Source organism: Pseudomonas sp. NPDC008258 (assembly GCF_042956345.1).
Classification (GTDB): Bacteria; Pseudomonadota; Gammaproteobacteria; order Pseudomonadales; family Pseudomonadaceae; genus Aquipseudomonas.
The window spans coordinates 81667-99349 of record NZ_JBIBGE010000011.1 but is presented as its reverse complement, the minus strand read 5'-3'; the positions used below and the strand labels follow the sequence as shown (position 1 = coordinate 99349).

Below are 17683 nucleotides of genomic sequence, written 5' to 3'. Positions count from 1 at the left end.
CGGGCGTGCCCGCGAAGGGGCCAGTGCAGGCATAACGATCAGGCCTTGCTGTCGAGCAACCGCTGGTAACGCGACAGGCTTTCTTCCAGGTGCTTGCGCAGCGCCGTGCGTGCACTGTTCACATCACCCATGCTGATCGCCGACAGGATCGCCCCGTGCTCACGGCCGATCTTCTTGATGTGCGCCTGGCGGTTCTTGCCGGTCACCTGGCCATGCTTGAGGTTGAGGTCGAGGATGATGTCCGGCCCCAGTGCTTCCAGCAGTTGGGTGAAGTGCGGGTTGTTGGTGGCGCGGGCAATGGCCAGGTGGAACTCGAAGTCGGCCTTGGCTTCTTCCTCTTGCGAAGCGCCGTCCAGCGAGTTGAACCGGTCGAACGCCTCGGTGATCGCCGCCATGCTGGCCGGGCTGCGCCGCTCGGCGGCGCGCGCCACCGACTCGGCCTCGATACCCAGACGCAGCTCCAGGATCTGCGCAGCGGCGCGCACGTCATCCACCACGCTGTCGATGGCAAAACCGATGCGTTTGACGTCTTGCTCGACCACGAATACACCCACGCCCTGGCGGGCGATCAGGCGCCCGCCCAGGCGCAGCGAGGCAACGGCCTCGCGGATGACCGGTCGGCTGACGTTGAATTCCTTGCACAGCTCTTGTTCGGACGGCAGCTTGTCGCCCGGGCCGTAGGTGCCGTTGTCGATGCGGCTGGAAAGCTCCTGGATCACGGTTTCCGCCAGGTTGGCGCGACGCGTGCCTAACGACGCATTCATAGAAAAGTTGCTCCTGAAACTGATTGGCTCATCACGGTTGATTCTCCGGCAGGTTGCGCGCAGCCCTCGTGCCCCTTGCGGCGGGATCCGTAGCCAACCAGCGGTGATGTTGTCGGCATATGTTATCAAACATCTGACCTGTGGGAGCGGGCTTGCCCACGAACGGGCCTCCACGCGTGCTTACAAAAAATTTAACAACGCCTTCAGCATACACCCATTGACAGTTGCCTGCTGACTGTTATCTTACAAGTGCGATGGCGTTCCGGCCAATTCGCATGCGGTAAGCGATGTCGAGGTTCGTCCAATTACTACTGGGAGCTGAGCATGAATAACAATAAGGGAGGGCGTGCAGCCCTCGCGACCGCGGTAGGTTTGCTGATAGCCATGGGGGCGGCGCACGCAGCGGACAGTGAAATTGTCAGGATCGGCTTTGCCGGGCCCCTGACCGGCCCATCGGCACACCAGGGACAGGACGTCGAGCATGGCATTCAGATTGCCGTCGAAGAGGCTAACCAGCAGCAACTGAAAATCGGTGACAAGGTGGCCCAGTTCAAGCTGGTGTCCGAAGACGATGTCGCCGACCCGCGCACCGGCACTGCGGTCGCGCAACGGCTGGTGGACTCGAAAGTGGCGGTGGTGATCGGCCATTACAACTCCGGTACCAGCATCCCAGCTTCGAAGATCTACGCCGCCGCCGGCATCCCGCAGATCTCACCGTCGGCCACTAACCCGACGCTGACTCGCCAGGGCATCACTTCGGTGTTCCGTACCGTCAACGACGATGCCACCCTTGGCCGCTATGCCGGCAACTACCTGGTCAGCCAGCTCAAGGCCCAGCGCATTGCCATCTTCGACGACCGTACCGCCTACGGCCAGGGCCTGGCCGATGAAGTGACCAAGGCGGTCAAGGCGGCAGGCGGCAACGTCGTGGTGCGCGAGTACACCAACGACAAGTCCACCGACTTCAACGCCATCCTCACCACTGCCAAGGCGCAAAAGGCCGACGCGGTGTTCTTCGCTGCGCTCGACTACCAGGCCGCGCCAATGGCCAAGCAGATGAAGAACCTGGGCCTGAAGGCGCGCTTCATGAACATCGGCAACCTGCCCAACGACTCGTTCAAGCAAATGGCCGGCAGCGCCGCCGAAGGCACCTACGCCTGGAACTACGGCACGCCGCTGCAGGACATGCCGAAGGGCGCTGCGTTCGAGCAGAAGCTCAAGGACAAGTTCGGCGTAGGCGTGGTGCAGTCTTCACCGGCTGCCTATGACGCCACCTGGGCGGCGATCAACGCCATGGTCAAGGCCGGTTCCGACGACCCCAAAGTCTACCTGCCGGTGCTCAAGGGCCAGAGCTACGACGGTGTCACCGGCACCATTGCCTTTGATGACCAGGGCAACCTGAAAAACCCGGCGGCGACCGTGTTCCAGTTTGCCGACGGTGGCTGGAAAACCCTGTCGGTCGAGCGCGACTGAGTTCTACCCATAACAAGCGGGCGCAAGCCCGCAACATAACAAGAAGACTTTTCCCACCTGCCAGGCCTGTCGGTCGCGTGGCGCTGCAACGCCGCGCGTCGACGACAACGCAGTTTCGAGGATTCAGCGCGTGGACGGTAATTTCGATATCTTGTTGCAACAGGTCCTCAACGGCCTGGTGCTGGGCAGTATCTATGCCCTGGTAGCCCTGGGCTACACCATGGTCTACGGCATCATCGGCCTGATCAACTTCGCCCACGGCGAGGTGGTGATGGTCGGCGCCATGGTGACCATTTCCGTACTGACGATGCTCGCCGGCGCAGGCTTTGCGCCTGGCATCATCACCTTGCTGCTGGCGATCATGGCTGCCGTGGTGGTGTGCATGCTGCTGGCTCAGGGCATGGAGAAGTACGCCTACCGGCCCTTGCGCAAAGCCCCGCGGCTGACCCCGCTGATTCTTGCCATCGGCATTTCAATTGCCCTGCAGAACCTGGCGATGATGATCTGGGGGCGCGGCTACAAAACCTTCCCCGAGGTGGTCGAAACCCAGCCGGTGGATGTGTTCGGCGCCACCATCACCAATGTGCAGCTGTCGATCATGCTGATTGCCGTGGTGATCATGCTCGGCCTGTGGCTGCTGGTGGACAAGACCCGCCTTGGCAAGGCCATGCGCGCCACCGCGCAAAACCAGGAAGTGGCCGGGTTGATGGGTATCAACATCAACCGGGTGATCAGCGCCACCTTCCTCATCGGCGCCAGCCTGGGTGCCATTGCCGGCGTCATGCGCGCAGTCAACTACGGCCAGGCGGATGCCTACATGGGCCTGTTGCTGGGCCTGAAGGCGTTTTCGGCCGCGGTGCTGGGTGGCATCGGCAACCTGTTTGGCGCCATGGCCGGTGGCCTGTTGCTGGGGCTGATCGAGTCGCTGGCAGCGGGGTATACCGGGCAGCTCACCGGTGGCTTCCTGGGTGCCAACTACCAGGACATCTTTGCCTTTGCGGTGTTGATCCTGGTCTTGCTGTTCCGGCCAAACGGCCTGCTTGGCGAACGCCAGGCCGACCGTGCCTGAGGAGCCCGCGATGAAAAACCTCAAGACCCAATACCTGCTGTTGATCCTCGGCTTCATTGCCTTGCCGTTCATCATCGAAGCCATCCCGATGCTGGGCCCTACCTGGGTGCGCATTCTTGGCTTTGCCATGCTTTACGTGTTGTTGGCGCTGGGCCTGAACATTGTCATCGGTTATGCCGGCCTGCTCGACATGGGCTACATCGGCTTCTATGCCATTGGTGCCTACCTGTATGCGTTGCTGGCCTCGCCGCACCTGCAACTGGCGGGGCTGACGCAAATGGTGATGGACTGGCCGCTGTGGGTGATCATACCGCTGGCGGCGATTGCTGCGGCCATCTGCGGGGTGTTGATCGGGGCGCCCGTGCTCAAGCTGCGCGGTGACTACCTGGCCATCGTTACCCTGGGCTTCGGCGAGATTATCCGCATTTTCATGAACAACCTGGATCAGCCGGTGAACATCACCAATGGCCCCCAGGGCATCAGCAGCATCGCACCGCTGCATGTGGACGGCGGGGCATGGATGCATCTGCCGGGCGAGGGCGCGGCGCCGCTGCGGTCCTTGCAGCAAAGCTGGAGCCTGTTCGGCCTGCAGGTTTCGCCGGTCATCAGCTATTACCTGTTCTTCCTGTTCATCGTCATCCTCTGCATCGTTTTGTCCAAACGCCTGGAAGTGTCGCGTATCGGCCGCGCCTGGATGGCCCTGCGCGAGGACGAAGTGGCGGCCGAGGCCATGGGCCTGAACAAGCGCAACCACAAGCTGCTGGCGTTTGCCATGGGCGCAACCTTCGGTGGCGTATCCGGTGTGCTGTTCTCCAGCTACCAGGGCTTCGTCAGCCCTGAGTCGTTCACCCTGATGGAATCGATCATGGTCCTGGCCATGGTGGTGCTCGGCGGCATGGGCTCAATCCGCGGCGTGGTGCTGGGGGCGCTGATCCTGTCGGTGATGCCAGAGCTGTTCCGCGACCTGGTCAACTGGATTCAGCCTTGGGTGATGGACAATGTCACGTTCATCAGTCGCGACATCCTGCGCAACGTGCTGGATGCCTCGACCCTGCGCATGCTGGTGTTCGGCCTGGCGCTGATCCTGGTCATGCGTTTTCGCCCAGAAGGCCTGTGGCCGTCAGACCGCCGCCGTGCCGAACTGCACGATAGCGACCCGGAGCTTGCGCCGGTGCCCGCAGCACTCAGCACTACGGTGCAGGCGCCGGCCACCGAGGCCTCCTTCGAATACCCGGCCAAACAGGCGGACAAAGCATGAGCGACGTACTTCTTGAGCTGCATCAGGTGAGCAAGTTCTTTGGTGGCCTGCAGGCGCTGCACGGCATCGACCTGAGCATTCGTCGCGGTGAGATCCGCGGCCTGCTCGGCCCCAACGGCGCGGGCAAGACTACCTTGTTCAACGTGCTCACAGGCTTGTACAAGGCCGAGCAGGGGCGGGTGATGTTCGACGGCAAACCGCTGCGCATCAGCAAGCCGCACAAGGTGGTGGAGGCCGGCATTTCCCGCACCTTCCAGAACATCCGCCTGTTCCACAACATGACCGCCCTGGAAAACGTGATGATCGGCCGCCACGTGCGCACCCGCAGTGGTGTGTTCGGCGCCATCCTGCGCACCCCGGCTTGCGTGCGTGAAGAGCGCGAGATCCGCCAGGCCGCCCGTTACTGGCTGAACTACGTTGGCATCGGCCACTTGGCCGGTGAGCTGGCCAAGAGCCTGTCCTACGGTGACCAGCGCCGCCTGGAAATCGCCCGGGCCCTGGCAACCGAGCCCAAGCTGATTGCCCTGGACGAGCCGGCAGCGGGCATGAATGCCTCGGAAACCGAAGGCCTGCGCCAACTGATGTGCAAGATGCAGGCAGATGGCAAGACGGTGCTGTTGATCGAGCACGACGTGAAGCTGGTGATGGGCCTGTGCGACCACATCACCGTGCTGGAATTCGGCCGCAAGATCGCCGACGGCTTGCCGGCGGATGTGCGCAAGGACCCCAAAGTGATCGAGGCGTACCTGGGCGCGGAGGCTGTGGCATGAGCAACATCCTGGAAGTGAATGATCTGAAGGTGTCCTATGGCGCGATCCAGGCGATCAAGGGCATCGATCTCAAAGTGGGCCAGGGCGAGATGGTGGCGCTGATCGGTGCCAACGGTGCCGGCAAGACCACCACCCTGAAGACCCTGGCCGGGTTGCTGAAGCCCAGCGACGGCAGCATCACCTTCGATGGCAAGGCCCACGCGGCGATCAAAAGCCATGACCTGATTCGCGAAGGTCTTGCACTGGTGCCAGAAGGGCGGGGCATTTTCCCCAAGCTGACCGTGCACGAAAACCTTGAGATGGGCGCCTTTACCCGGCGCGACGGCAAGGATGCCATTGGCGCCGACATCGAGCGCATGTACGGCATCTTCCCGCGGTTGAAGGAGCGTGCATATCAGCTGGCCGGGACCATGTCGGGCGGGGAGCAGCAGATGCTGGCCATTTCCCGCGCGCTGATGGGCCGGCCCAAGCTGTTGCTGCTCGATGAGCCGTCCATGGGCCTGGCGCCGATCATCGTGCAGAAAATCTTCGAGACCATCGTCGAGGTGGTCAAGGGTGGCGTGACCCTGTTGCTGGTGGAGCAGAACGCCCGGCTTGCGCTGCAGACCTGCCAGCGCGCCTACGTCATCGATGGTGGGCGCATCACCCTGGAAGGGTGTGCGAAGACGCTGCTGCATGACGATCAAGTGAAAAAGGCCTACCTCGGCGAATAACGCACAGCGGCCCCAGCAAGCACATTTGAAATATTTATCTGGAGATATGCAGTGAGCGATATCGAGCGTTATGGGTTCGACACCCGTATTCACCATGCCGTCAAACACAATGGTGTTGTGTACCTGACCGGCCAGGTGGCCACACCCGGCGAGTCCGCTGCGGCGCAAACCCGTGAAGTGCTGGCCAAGATTGACCGCCTGCTGGCCGAGGCGGGCAGCGACAAGACCCGCATCCTCAATGCCATTCTGCTGTTGGACGATTTCCGCGACTTCGATGAAGTGAACAAGGTGTGGGACGCCTGGCTGGTGAAAGAGCACGCGCCTGCACGTTCAAGCGCCCAGGCGCGCCTGGCCAAGCCCGGCATGCTGGTTGAAATCATCATCACCGCCGCAGCTTGAAGCGCGCCTGACAATGCGCCCCGCACGTTCACAGTCACTGCGATCCACCGGGTTTCGCCGAACACAATGATAAGAAGGCTCGCCGCAGCCCGTGCTGCGGCGAAGCTGATCGAAGGTTTCAGATGACGTCGTCCCAACCGAAAAAACAACGTTCCCTCCAGCATGGCCTGACTTCTCGCCAGGTCTCGATGATTTCCATCGCCGGCATCATTGGTGCCGGCCTGTTCATTGGCTCTTCCAACGCCATTGCCTCCGCTGGCCCCGCCATCCTCATCTCCTACGCCATGACCGGGTTGCTGGTGCTGCTGGTAATGCGCATGCTGGGCGAGATGGCCGTGGCCAACCCCAACAGCGGGTCCTTTTCCACCTATGCCGGCGAGGCCATCGGGCCTTGGGCCGGGTTTACCATCGGCTGGCTGTACTGGTGGTTCTGGGTGCTGATCATCCCCGTCGAGGCCATTGCCGGCGCGGATATCCTGCATGCCTGGTTCCCGTCGATACCTTCCTGGCTGTTCGCGTTCCTGATCATGGCTGTGCTGGCATGCAGCAACCTGGTCAGCGTGAAAAACTTCGGTGAGTTCGAGTTCTGGTTCGCCCTGGTCAAGGTGCTGGCGATCATCGGTTTCATCGTGGTGGGCGGCATGGCTGTGATCGGTGTCTGGCCGCTGGCCAAGGTGTCCGGCGTCAGCCAGCTGTGGGCCAATGGCGGCTTTGTGCCCAATGGTTGGGGGGCGGTGCTTGGCGGCGTGCTGATCACCATCTTCTGCTTCTTCGGCGCCGAGGTGGTCACCATTGCTGCCGGCGAAACGTCCAACCCGAAGGAGAAGATTCGCCGCGCCACCAACCTGGTTGTGTACCGCATTGCCATCTTCTACCTGGCGTCGATCTTCCTGGTGGTGTCGCTGGTTGCCTGGAATGACCCGGCGTTGAAAACGGTGGGGTCGTTCCAGCGGGTGCTGGAAGTGCTCAACGTGCCCGGCGCCAAACTGATGGTCGACCTGGTGGTGCTGGTGGCGGTAACCAGTTGCATGAACTCCGGGCTGTATACCGCTTCACGCATGCTGTATTCGCTGGGCGCGCGCGGTGAAGCGTTGCCGATTACCCGGCGGGTATCGGGCAGCGGTGTGCCGGTGGCGGCGGTGCTGTTGTCGACGCTGGCGGGGTTTGCGGGTTGCCTGGTGAACTATGTGTTCCCGGGGAAGGTGTTCAGCTTCTTGCTGTCGACCACAGGCTCCATTGCCTTGCTGGTTTACCTGGTGATTGCCGTGTCCCAACTGCGCATGCGCGCACGTGCCGAGCGTGAAGGTACCGAGCTGGCCTTCAAGATGTGGCTGTTCCCATGGCTGACCTGGCTGGTCATTGGTGCCATCTTGCTGGTGCTGGGGTACATGCTGGTCAGTGATGCCTACCGTTATGAAGCATTGATGACGGCGGGGGTGACCGGGTTCATCCTGCTGGTGTGCGTGACCCGGCGGCAGCTGGGCATGGCGGGCAGGGTGGTGTACGGGGATTGAGACCCTGGGGCCGCTCTGCGGCCCATCGCCAGCAAGCCAGGCTCCCACATCGAAAGCGGCTCTCCCAAGCTGTATGCGATCCATGTGGGAGGCTCTCACTTCGAAAGCGGGTCTCCCAAACTGTATGCGATCCCTGTGGGAGCTGGCTTGCCGGCGATGGGGCGCGAAGCGGCCCCAAAAAACCTAAGTGTGTGGCACGCTCCGGGCACTTGCACCGCCCGCATACTCAGGCTTCAAATGCCCTTGCTCATCCAGCAGATAAGCATCCATCACCTCCCGCACCACCGGCCCCGCCACCCGGCCCCCAGCCTCACCGTTCTCGATCATCACCGCCACCACCACACTCGGGTGGTCAGCCGGGGCAAAGCCCACAAACAGGGCGTTGTCGCGGTGCCGTTCCAGGGTCTTGTTGCGGTTGTAACGCTCACCCTGCTTGATCGCCACCACCTGCGCGGTACCACTCTTGCCGGCAATCCGGTACTGCGCACCTGCCGCCGCCGCACGGGCGATACCGCGCGGGTCGTGCATGACCATCTGCATGCCTTGGCTGACCTGGTCCCAGGCGTGTTTGTCGTGCAGCACGATGTTAGGCATCGGGTTGGGGTCGACTGGCGTAGCGCCGCCCACGGTCATGGCCAGGTGCGGGCGGTGCCACACACCTTTGCTTGCCAGCAGGCTGGTGGCCTGGGCCAGTTGCAGCGGGGTGACCTGCATGTAGCCCTGGCCGATGCCCAGGATCAGTGTCTCCCCCGGGAACCAGGCCTGGCGCCGGGTGGCGCGCTTCCACTGGGCTGACGGCATCAGCCCGGACGCTTCTTCGAACATGTCCAGCGACACCTTCTGGCCCAGGCCGAACTCGGCCATGTAGTCGTGCAGGCGGTCGATGCCCAGCTTGTGTGCCAGGTCGTAGAAGTAGGTGTCATTGGAACGCATGATGGCGGTGTACATGTCCACCCAGCCATCGCCGCTGCGGTTCCAGTTGCGGTACTTGTGGTCATAGTTGGGCAGCTCGTAATAGCCCGGGTCGAACACCCGGCTGCCCGGGGTAATCACGCCGCTGTCGAGACCGGCAATGGCCACTTCCGGCTTTACCGTCGAGCCTGGGGCATACAGGCCGCGCAGTACGCGGTTGAACAGCGGGCGGTCGATGGAGTCGCGCAGCTCGGCGTATTGCTTGAAGCTGATGCCCTTGACGAACAGGTTGGGGTCGAAGCTGGGGTTGCTGACCATCGCCAGTACATCGCCATTGGCCGGGTCCAGCACCACCACCGAGCCACGGCGGTCGCCCAGTGCCTTTTCGGCGGCTACCTGCAAGCGCGCGTCCAGGGTCAGGACAATGTCTTGCCCGGGTGTCGGGTCTTTGTGGTTGAGCACGCGCATCACCCGGCCCTGGGCGTTGGTCTCGACCTCCTCATAGCCTACGTGGCCGTGCAGCTGGCTTTCGTAGAAGTGCTCGATACCGGTCTTGCCGATCGACTGGGTGCCGCGGTACTCGGTGCTGTCGAGGACCTTGGCCTCTTTCTCGTTGATGCGCCCCACATAGCCCACCGAGTGGGCGAAATGCCCGGCCAGCGGGTACTCACGGATGAACTGCGGCTCCACTTCCAGGCCCGGCAGGCGGAACTGGTTCACCGCCACCAGGGCAATCTGCTCTTCGCTCAGGCCCACCATCAGGGTTACCGGTTCGAAGGGCTTGCGGCCACGGCGCAGGTCCTTGTCGAACTGCTTGCGGTCGTCCTCGGTCAGGCCCAGTACCTGGGCCAGGGTGTCGAGCACCTTGGCCGAATCACCGCCGGCCCGCTCGCGTGTCATGGTCAGGTCGAAGCTGGGTTTGTTGTCGGCCAGCACCACGCCGTTGCGGTCGTAGATCAGCCCGCGTTCGGGGGCGATGGGCAGCACGTGTACGCGGTTGTTTTCCGATACCGCGGTTTGCTGGTCGTGCTGCAGCACCTGCAATACATACAGCCGCCCCACCAGCACGGCACACAGGCTGAACACCAGGGCGGCGCAGGCCAGGAGCCGGCGGTTGACCAGGTGCTTTTCCTTTTCGTGGTCCTTGAGGGGGATGGGTTGTGGCATTGGTAGCTCTTTTCTGCAGCTATCGCGGTGGCTGTACGGGCGCGCGATCGGGCCGGGGATGCTACGCAACACCTACCGCAGCCTCAAGGCGGGTGATGGTTGCCGGTGGGGCGGCAGTGGCTGTCTGCCGCGTATTCAGGGCGCTGGCGGCGAACATGAAGATTTGTTCATGGCGGCGCTGTCATGGAGCGCAAGGCCTGATCCATTGTGTTTTTGTGGATCCATGAAATGTAAGTGTTCGATAAACGAACAGAAGTTGAATGAGGTGATAATTTTGTAACTAGCTGAAAATTATCAATAAATACTTATTATCTTTGATTTATCACATCTTGGATGCGTGTTCCTTGCCGCTCGGATAAGCGTCCCTTGTTGTTTGTGGATCCATTATCTGGTTGATTAGCGCCTGACAACGGCCGGAGCCCTCCAGCCGTATGCGATAACAATTACAAAAAGGGTCCAAGTCATGAATGGCTATCCAGGGGCACGGAACCGTCGACGTTCCCTCCGCTTTGCCTGCGCGTGCGCATCTGTCCTTCCACCTTCGGCCAGCCTGGGCCAGCAGGTGACCCCATGAATACCGATCTCAAGCAACGCCTGGACAACGACCCGATGGGCCGCTTCCAGTGCCTGGCCATTGGTATTTGCATTGTCCTCAACATGATCGACGGCTTCGACGTACTGGTGATGGCCTTCACCGCTGCCTCTGTGTCTGCCGAGTGGGGCCTGAACGGCGCGCAGGTGGGGCTGCTGCTTAGCGCCGGCCTGTTCGGCATGGCGGCCGGGTCGTTGTTCATTGCGCCGTGGGCCGACCGCTTTGGTCGCCGCCCGCTGATCCTGCTGTGCCTGGCGCTTTCCGGCATCGGCATGTTGCTCTCGGCCATGAGCCAGACCCCGTTGCAACTGGCGCTGCTGCGTGGCCTGACCGGGCTGGGCATCGGCGGCATCCTGGCCAGCAGCAACGTGATTGCCAGTGAATATGCCAGCAAGCGCTGGCGTGGCCTGGCGGTAAGCCTGCAATCAACCGGTTATGCCCTGGGCGCGACGCTGGGCGGTTTGCTGGCGGTGTGGTTGCTGGGGCATTGGGGCTGGCGCTCGGTGTTCCTGTTTGGCGGCGTTGTCACGGTGCTGGTGATCCCGCTGGTACTGCTGTGGTTGCCGGAGTCGCTGGACTTCCTGCTGGCGCGCCGCCCGGCCAATGCACTGGCGCGGGTCAACCGCCTGGCTATACGCCTCGGTCAGCCGGCCCTCGCGCAGCTGCCTGCACCCACTGCCAGGGCGCAGGGCGCTGCCAGCGGCTTCCGGCAACTGCTGGCACCGGCCATGCGCCGTACCACGCTGGTGATCTGGCTGCTGTTCTTCCTGGTCATGTTCGGCTTCTACTTTGTCATGAGCTGGACGCCCAAGCTGCTGGTGGCCGCCGGCCTGTCGGCCCAGCAGGGCATCACCGGCGGGGTGCTGTTGAGTGTCGGCGGCATCCTTGGCGCGGCGTTGATCGGTGGCCTGTCCTCGCGCTGGCCACTCACGCGTGTGCTGGCCTTGTTCATGCTGATCACGGCGGCGTTGCTGGTGCTGTTCGTGGCCAATGGCGCTTCGGTCAGTGCCGCGCTGGCACTGGGGCTGCTGATCGGGTTGTTCTCCAACGGTTGCGTGGCCGGCCTGTACGCACTGTCGCCTGTGGTCTATGACGCCTCGGTACGCGCCACCGGCGTGGGCTGGGGCATCGGCATCGGCCGCATGGGCGCCATCCTTTCGCCGACCGTGGCCGGTGTGTTGCTGGATGGCGGCTGGCAACCCCTGCACCTGTACGGGGTGTTCGCCATTGTCTTCGTGCTGGCCGCAGGCTGCTTGCTGCTGCTTCGGCCAATGGCCAGGCCAACACCCGTTGCACCTGCCGAAGCACTGAGCCAGTAAGTGCCGCCCGGCCTGGCCGGGTACCTGAATGCAGCTTGCCGGCGCAGGCCCATGTTGGCCTGCGGCGGTCGGCTGCGCCTATGAAAAGCGGAGAACAATAATAATGCTGCATACAACCTGCACACCGGCCCGTTCGGCCCTGGCGGTATCGCTGGCGCTTGGCCTGGGCTTGCCTGCCTGGGCCGGGGAGGGCGGCTTCCTGGACGATGCCAAGGCCGGGCTGACCCTGCGCAACTACTACTTCAACCGCGATTTCCGCGACCCGGGGGCGGCCAAGGGCAAGGTCGAAGAGTGGGCCCAGGGTTTCATTTTCAAGTTCAGTTCTGGCTATACCCCTGGGCTGGTCGGTTTCGGCCTGGACGGCATCGCCATGTTCGGCGTGAAGCTGGACAGCGGCCGTGGCACCAGTGGTTCCGAACTGCTGCCGGTGCACGATGACGGGGGTGCGACCGACGATTATGGGCGTGCCGGGCTGGCGGCGAAGGTACGCATTTCGGCCACTGAGCTGAAGGTGGGTGAACTGCTGCCAGACATTCCATTGCTGCGTTACGACGATGGCCGCCTGTTGCCGCAGACATTCCGTGGCGCGATGCTGGACTCGCGGGAGATTGAAGGCCTGAGCCTGCAAGCCGGCCAATACCGCGAGGTAAGCTTGCGCAATTCGTCCGACATGCAGGACCTTTCTGCCTGGGCTGCGCCCGGTGTGACCTCGGACGGTTTCACCTATGCCGGCGCCGAATACCGCTTCAACCAGCAGCGCACGCTGATCGGCGCCTGGCATTCGCAGCTTGAAGATATCTACCAGCAAAGCTACTTCAACGTGCTGCATAGCCAGCGGGTAGGTGGGTGGACGCTAGGCGCCAACCTGGGCTATTTCATCGACCGGGACGACGGCCAGGCCCGCATCGGCCATATCCAGAGCCGCACCGGCTACGCATTGCTCTCGGCCTCGCACAGCGGCCACACGCTGTACCTGGGGTTGCAGAAGGTGAGTGGCGACAGCCAGTGGATGTCGGTGTACGGCAGCAGCGGCCGGACATTGGGCAACGACATGTTCAACGGCAATTTCAGCAACGCCGACGAGCGTTCGTGGCAAGTGCGTTACGACTACAACTTTGCTGCGCTGGGTATACCAGGGCTGCTGGCCATGGTGCGTTATGGGCATGGGGAGAATGCCACCACCGCGGCAGGCCGCAATGGCAAGGAATGGGAGCGCGATACCGAGGTGAACTACACCTTCCAGAGTGGGGTGTTGAAGGACCTTAACATCCGCCTGAACAACGCGACCAACCGGCGCAGTTTCAACAGCGATTTTGATCAGACCCGGTTGATTGTGAGCTACCCGCTGTCTCTATAAAAGCTTGCACCGCGTCGCCTTCTTCGCGGGCGCGCCCGCTCCCACAGGGTCCAGGCTTACCCTGGGTTACCCGCGATCCTGTGGGAGCGGGCTTGTCGAGGCGTCGAACCGCCGCGAACACCGGCGCAGCCGGTGCCATGCACCCCGCCATACGCTAAGATGCCCGCTCATGTCCCTGGAAGTAGCCCGGATGAGCAAGCCTGGTCAAATGGTGCTGGTCGCGTTGCGCAAGATGATCGCCTCGGGCGAGCTGGCGGCCGGCGAGCGCTTGATGGAAGTCCCCACTGCTGAACTGTTCGGTGTGTCACGCATGCCCGTGCGCATGGCGTTTCGCACCCTTGAGCAGGAAGGCCTGCTGGTACGCTTTGGTGGCCGGGGCTTCCAGGTGCGCTCGGTCAGTGCCGATGACATCGCCGGTGCAGTCGAGGTGCGCGGCGTGCTGGAAGGCCTGGCTGCCCGCCAGGCCGCAGAACGTGGCCTGTCAGCCCAGGCCCGCGAAGCGTTGCAACGTTGCCTGGTCGAAGGCGACCACCTGTTCGACAAAGGCTTTGTCACCGAAGAAGACCTGCAGGCCTACCACGACCTCAACATGCGCTTTCACCAGGTCATCATCGAGGCCAGCCGCAACCCGGCCATTGCCGACGCCTTGGCGCGTAACGACCACCTGCCATTCGCTTCGGTCACCGCCCTGGCAGTGGACCGCCACAACCTGGCCCGCGAATACCGGCGTTTCAACTTTGCGCACATGCAGCATCACGCGGCATTCGATGCCCTGGTCAACCGTCAGGGCGCCCGCGCCGAAGCCATCATGCGCGAGCACGCCAACGCCACCTTGCGCTATGCCGAAACCTTTGGTGGGGCAACGGTGGAAGAGGGCATGAAGGTCATCCTGCCCTCGGCGTAGGCCGGTTCAGATGTCCAGCACCAACAGGGGTGTTCTGGAGCGCGAGCAGCAGGGCGTGAACTGATCGTTCAGCGCTTGTTCCTCTTCGGTCAGGAACATGTCGCGATGATCCGGCGTGCCTTGCAGCACGCGCGTCAGGCAAGTGCCGCAAATGCCCTGTTCGCATGACATGGCGATCTCGATACCGTTCTGTTCCAGCACCTGCACCACCGTTTGGTCGGCCGGCACCTCGAACACCTGGCCGGTGCTGGCGACCTGTACCGAGAAGCTGCCATCGTTGCTGGCATCCACGGGGGCTGCGGCAAAGTACTCCCGGTGCAGGCAAGCCTCCTGCCAGCCCAGGCCTCTGGCACTGTCCAGCACATGCTGCATGAAGCCACCCGGCCCGCACACGTACAGGTGTACGTCCGGCTGCGGGTCAGCCAGTACCCGTGAAATGTCTAGGGCCGTTTCCGGCTGCTCGTCAAAATGCACGAACAGGCGGTCGGCGAAAGGTGCCTTGCGAATGCGCTCGACAAATGCAGCACGCTCACTTGAGCGGGCGCAGTAGTGCAGTTCGAAATCCCCACCGCTTTGTGCCAGGTGCTCGGCCATGCACAGGATCGGGGTAATCCCGATGCCTCCGGCAAACAGCACGCTGCGCCGCGCCCCTTCCGCCAGCGGGAACAGGTTGCGTGGTGCGCTGATACGCAGGCGCGTGCCGGCCTGCACCTGCTCGTGCAAGCTGCGTGAGCCACCCCGCGAGGCCGGGTCGTTGAGTACGCCGATCAGGTAGCGGTGGCGCTCTTCGGGGTGGTTGCACAAGGAATACTGGCGCACCAGCCCGTCAGGCAGGTGCACATCGATATGCGCCCCCGCGCTGAACGCCGGCAACAGGCTGCCATCCGCTGCCGCCAGTTCGAAGCTGCAAATGCCCTGCGCCTCATCGTTACGGGAAACCACTACGGCATCGATCATGTCGGTTTCTCCTCAGGCAGGGGTGGCGCTGGTGGCGATCAGTTGCGGTTGCGGCGCACGCTCTTTGGCGATGATCCGCTCCAGGATCTTGCGCGACTGCACGCCACCGGCATCGATGTTCAGCTTCAGCAGGTTGCGTTCGGGGTAGGCCAGCAGGTTCTTTTGCTGAAGCTCCAGCATCTCCAGGTCTTCGCTGAAAATCTTGCCCTGGCCTTCACGGATGTTGTCGGTCAACGCCTGGTCTTGCGCGGCGAAGTTGCGCGCCATGCCCCAGAAATACCAGATCGAGGTGTCGCTTTCCGGCGTGATGAAGTCGACCACGATGCTCGACGCCTTGTGCTGCGCATCCGCGTGGTAGCCACCCTTGCCGGCATGCGCCACGCCTACCTCGATCAGCACGTGGCTGGGCGGGGTGAAGCGGCAGATCTGCCAGCGGTCCACCGGCACATCGTCGGCCAGCCCGTTGCCACGCAACGCCATGCGCCAGAAGGGCGGGGCCATGATGTTTTCCATGTGCCGGGCAGTCACCACCTCGTCGCCGGTAACGGTGGTGACTGGCGGCGCTTCGTCGATTTCCTTCTGGCCGATGCTGGAGGCGTGCACGTAGGTTTCGTGGGTCAGGTCCATCAGGTTGTCGATCATCAGGCGGTAGTCGCAACCAATGTGGAACAGCCCACCGCCGTAGGCCCACTCATCGTTGACTGCCCATTCCAGATGCGGGATCAGCGCCGGGTCGGCCTGCGCCTGGTCGCCGGGCCAGACCCAGATGAAGCCATAGCGCTCCACCGCAGCGAAGGTTTTGTTGCAGGGGAAGCCCCGAACCCGCTGGCCCGGCATCGACACGGTCTTGCCATCGCAGCCCATCACCAAGCCGTGGTAGCCACACACCAGGTTGCCGTCTTCAACATAGCCCAGCGACAACGGCGCACCCCGGTGTGGGCAGAAGTCCTCTACGGCGGCTACGCGGTTCTCGTGGCTGCGGTAGAACACGATCTTCTCGCCGCATATCTGCCGGCCCAGAGGCTTGGTGGCGATTTCGTCGGGGGTGCAGGCTACGTACCAGGTGTTTTTGGGGTACATGGGGAGGCTCTCCGGGGTTTTGTTTTTATTTAATGGATCCATTAGAGCTGTCGATCGTGCCTGAGGTCAACACGTTTACCTTGTTTTGTGAGGCTTTCGTGCGATTATCGGACTTATCTTGGATCCACTGGAGAGGCCGTGGTGTTCACCTGTACAGGAGCGGCCTTGTGTCGCGATCGGGCTGCAAAGCAGCCCAAAATTGCTGAACCGACTGGCATTGGGGCGTGCCCGTGAACACGGGCGAGACCCGCGCCAGTTAGATTGCGAATTATGTTGGTGATACCGCGGAAGTCTGAATCAGTTACTTATGCTGTAGGGGGAATGTCCTATTTGCTGTCAGAGTTTTCCTATATTAAATTTTAGTAATGTTCAGTCGTAATCAGGCGATTGACGGAACTAATGTCAGTTTTCTTTAATGTTTTATTCGCCAACTAAGTTGTGTGAGCGAGGTGAGTCGTACTGAGTAGAGGGGGTTGGGGTGGATGTACTAATGGGGCTGGTCGCAGCCATATGCTGGGGTGTTACAGATTATCTGGTAAGCGTGAATGGCAGGTCGCTGGGGGTCACGCGCTCAGTGTTCTACGGTCAAATAATTGGTCTGGTCATACTCAGCGTCATTGCGCTGCAATCAAGTAGCCTCAGTTCGATTCAGACCGCCGACAGTACACTCTTGATCATCTGCCTTGTCGCAGCAGTCTTGACTTTGCTCGGTGCCCTCTGCCTGACAAAAGCGTTGACCCAGGGGCGTACTGCAGTCGTTGCGCCGCTAGTCACTTCGTACGGTATTGTCACAACCCTGTTGGCCTGGGTTGGGGGCGAGCAGCTTACGGCCTATCAGTTTGCCGGCATTGCTACCTGCGCGTTTGGAGTGATGCTTGTGGGCTTAGGGCACAGCAACCTGCTCCCTCAATCAAAACGTCGCGATGGGCCTGCGATTGTTTTTGCGCTTTTAGCCGCCGGGTTCTACGGGGGCAGCTTCTGGGTTCAAGGTAAATATACATTGCCTGCGATTGGTCCAGTCAACATGCTGTGGTTGAACTATTGTGTAGGTGCGATCTTCCTTTCGCTTACACTGCGCCGCTTTTGGGGGCGCACAAGTTTGACGGTCAAGGATTGTGCCATGCTCAGCGCGGCCAGCCTATTCAACCTGGGAGGCTTTGCAGCGTTTTCTTTTGGGGTGCTTGAGGGGGCAGTGTCAATTGTTACTGTTATCAGTACGCTTTCTGGCGGGGTGGCGGCGATGCTCGGGTACGTGGTCTACAGGGAACGTTTGATGCCAAGGCAACTTCTGGGGGTGGCCTTGGTGTTACTTGGTGCCATAGTTCTGCATCTATTGTAGTTCCTGCCTGGACATCAGCATGGACCCATGGGGCGGTAGGCGTGACCCTCACGGGGGTACCTGCATGTCTGTGCTGAGCTGAAGCTGCTATTACTA

15 protein-coding genes are annotated in these 17683 nt (G+C 62.0%); 11 read left to right on the top strand and 4 right to left on the bottom strand.

Features of this window, described 5'->3' with window-relative positions:
• Positions 1-38 precede the first annotated feature (38 nt).
• The gene (locus tag ACFY9W_RS11375) at positions 39-764 is read right to left on the bottom strand and encodes an FCD domain-containing protein (RefSeq protein ID WP_391129847.1); all 726 of its coding nucleotides are present in this window, start codon (positions 762-764) and stop codon (positions 39-41) included.
• 324 nt (positions 765-1088) lie between these two features.
• On the opposite strand from ACFY9W_RS11375, the gene ACFY9W_RS11370 reads away from it, so the two are divergent.
• The 7 genes from ACFY9W_RS11370 to ACFY9W_RS11340 all read left to right on the top strand — a co-directional run bounded on the left by ACFY9W_RS11370 (position 1089) and on the right by ACFY9W_RS11340 (position 7960).
• Positions 1089-2237 (top strand): ABC transporter substrate-binding protein, encoded by a 1149-nt coding sequence (locus tag ACFY9W_RS11370; protein ID WP_391129844.1) that lies wholly within the window; start codon positions 1089-1091, stop codon positions 2235-2237.
• Positions 2238-2367: 130 nt separating this feature from the next.
• The gene (locus tag ACFY9W_RS11365; protein WP_201205212.1) at positions 2368-3306 is read left to right on the top strand and encodes a branched-chain amino acid ABC transporter permease; all 939 of its coding nucleotides are present in this window, start codon (positions 2368-2370) and stop codon (positions 3304-3306) included.
• Positions 3307-3316: 10 nt separating this feature from the next.
• Entirely contained in the window at positions 3317-4564 is a 1248-nt protein-coding gene (locus ACFY9W_RS11360; protein WP_391129840.1) for an ABC transporter ATP-binding protein, read from the top strand.
• Positions 4561-5334, top strand: a complete 774-nt coding sequence (locus ACFY9W_RS11355) for an ATP-binding cassette domain-containing protein (RefSeq protein ID WP_391129837.1) — start codon at positions 4561-4563, stop codon at positions 5332-5334. Before ACFY9W_RS11360 ends, ACFY9W_RS11355 begins: the two co-directional genes overlap by 4 nt.
• Positions 5331-6047, top strand: a complete 717-nt coding sequence (locus tag ACFY9W_RS11350) for an ATP-binding cassette domain-containing protein (protein ID WP_391129834.1) — start codon at positions 5331-5333, stop codon at positions 6045-6047. The genes ACFY9W_RS11355 and ACFY9W_RS11350 overlap by 4 nt, the downstream gene beginning before the upstream one ends.
• Before the next feature lie 51 nt (positions 6048-6098).
• Complete coding sequence (locus ACFY9W_RS11345) at positions 6099-6446, top strand: RidA family protein (protein WP_300022126.1); 348 nt, start codon at positions 6099-6101, stop codon at positions 6444-6446.
• Between the two features lie 122 nt (positions 6447-6568).
• Entirely contained in the window at positions 6569-7960 is a 1392-nt protein-coding gene (locus tag ACFY9W_RS11340; RefSeq protein ID WP_391129830.1) for an amino acid permease, read from the top strand.
• Between the two features lie 183 nt (positions 7961-8143).
• On the opposite strand, the gene mrdA is transcribed toward ACFY9W_RS11340, so the two are convergent.
• Positions 8144-10039, bottom strand: a complete 1896-nt coding sequence (mrdA, locus tag ACFY9W_RS11335; RefSeq protein WP_391129827.1) for a penicillin-binding protein 2 — start codon at positions 10037-10039, stop codon at positions 8144-8146.
• A 570-nt stretch (positions 10040-10609) separates the two neighbouring features.
• Here mrdA and ACFY9W_RS11330 point away from each other — a divergent pair.
• The 3 genes from ACFY9W_RS11330 (at position 10610) to ACFY9W_RS11320 (ending at position 14211) form a co-directional block, all read left to right on the top strand.
• Positions 10610-11950 carry an MFS transporter gene (locus tag ACFY9W_RS11330; RefSeq protein WP_391129824.1) on the top strand — a complete coding sequence of 447 codons (1341 nt, stop codon included), beginning with the start codon at positions 10610-10612 and terminating at the stop codon, positions 11948-11950.
• Between the two features lie 103 nt (positions 11951-12053).
• Positions 12054-13307, top strand: coding sequence for an OprD family outer membrane porin (locus ACFY9W_RS11325; RefSeq protein WP_391129821.1), 1254 nt, complete (start codon positions 12054-12056; stop codon positions 13305-13307).
• Between the two features lie 190 nt (positions 13308-13497).
• Entirely contained in the window at positions 13498-14211 is a 714-nt protein-coding gene (locus ACFY9W_RS11320; protein ID WP_391130059.1) for an FCD domain-containing protein, read from the top strand.
• A 6-nt stretch (positions 14212-14217) separates the two neighbouring features.
• Here ACFY9W_RS11320 and ACFY9W_RS11315 read toward each other — a convergent pair whose 3' ends face one another.
• Together ACFY9W_RS11315 and ACFY9W_RS11310 are read right to left on the bottom strand one after the other, a co-directional pair.
• The gene (locus tag ACFY9W_RS11315) at positions 14218-15168 is read right to left on the bottom strand and encodes a 2Fe-2S iron-sulfur cluster-binding protein (RefSeq protein WP_391129818.1); all 951 of its coding nucleotides are present in this window, start codon (positions 15166-15168) and stop codon (positions 14218-14220) included.
• Positions 15169-15180: 12 nt separating this feature from the next.
• The gene (locus ACFY9W_RS11310) at positions 15181-16248 is read right to left on the bottom strand and encodes a Rieske 2Fe-2S domain-containing protein (RefSeq protein WP_391129815.1); all 1068 of its coding nucleotides are present in this window, start codon (positions 16246-16248) and stop codon (positions 15181-15183) included.
• Positions 16249-16738: 490 nt separating this feature from the next.
• Here ACFY9W_RS11310 and ACFY9W_RS11305 point away from each other — a divergent pair, with 490 nt between their 5' ends.
• A complete protein-coding gene (locus ACFY9W_RS11305) occupies positions 16739-17587 on the top strand; it encodes an EamA family transporter (RefSeq protein WP_391129812.1) in 849 nt (282 codons plus the stop codon).
• Positions 17588-17683: the final 96 nt, after the last annotated feature.